The 1,158-nt window shown below is 27.4% G+C and carries 2 protein-coding genes; both read left to right on the forward strand.

Going from position 1 to position 1,158, the window contains the following annotated elements; translation table 11 throughout:
* Positions 1-577 (forward strand): DUF244 domain-containing protein (locus U880_RS10335; RefSeq protein WP_038359561.1); only part of this gene is annotated, 577 nt, incomplete at its 5' end.
* Between the two features lie 163 nt (positions 578-740).
* Positions 741-1,158, forward strand: a 418-nt coding sequence (locus U880_RS0106405; RefSeq protein WP_084543221.1) for a single-stranded DNA-binding protein, incomplete at its 3' end; no start/stop codon positions are given.

Raw genomic sequence — 1,158 nt, forward strand, 5'->3', positions numbered from 1 at the left:
TAGCTTTATAGCAAAAGTGATGGTTTATATTTCTGCATTGGATATGGAAGTTGGGCGTATTTGTAATCTTATAAAGAATGACAAATCTATTGGACTTGCAAATATTGATATAGAAGATTTAACTAATCATATAAAACTATTACTACAAGATAGTAAATTTTGTGCAGATTTAGCAGAATTAAATTATAAAGATGAATTTGTAAATTTTCTAAGTATTGTTAATTTAAATATTGGTGCTGAAGAGCGAGAACTTTTGGAGAAACATTTAGTTGATATTCAATCTAAACAAACAGAAATAGAGAAGAAAGAGAAAGAGCATACTAAAGAATTATATGCACTTACTAAACAAGATAAGGATGTTCTTAAAGATATATTTGGTAAGTTATCTATTGATTTTGAATTAACAGATAATATTGTGTATAGATTAGGCAAGAATATATTTGCGTTAAATTCAGGTAAACGTGCTATTAAAGATAGGTTTAAGTTAATTACGGATCATTATGATTATTATGATATTAATCATAGTTATAGTTTCTCTATATCTAATCTTGCCCCTCCCATCTCATCTGTAATTTAGTGGGAGGATGCACTTATGATTATACATCTAATAATCTTCATTTTAATAATTTTATATCGTATGTTAAAATATATATACAATAGTTTAAGAAATATTATTAAAAAATATGTTTATGATTACCATACAACAAAAGAATACAATGAATATTTAGGTAACCTGTATTGTGATCTCCAAAGAATGGAAATCAGACGTAGGCTTTATGATGATGGGGGTTTTGATGTCTGACATTAATAACATCACATTATCAGGACGCTTAGTTAAAGATTCACTTTTATCTTATAGTAGTACAAATTTAGCTATATTAAATTTTGATATAGCTAATAATATTAAAGTTAAAAGAGAAGGTGAGTGGAGAGATAATGCCCAATTTTTTAATTGTGTATTATTTGGTAAGCGAGCAGAAACTCTTCTTCATTTTCTTCTTAAAGGCAAGCAAGTTGTTGTGCATGGGTCTATGAGACATGAGCAATATAAAGATAAACATAGTGGAGTTGATAAAATTAAAAGCATTATTTTTGTAGATCAACTGAGATTGTTTGGTGGGGATAGTAAGTATCATAATCCTAAAGTTGATATTCCTA

The organism is Borrelia hispanica CRI, assembly GCF_000500065.1.
Classification (GTDB): domain Bacteria; phylum Spirochaetota; class Spirochaetia; order Borreliales; family Borreliaceae; genus Borrelia; species Borrelia hispanica.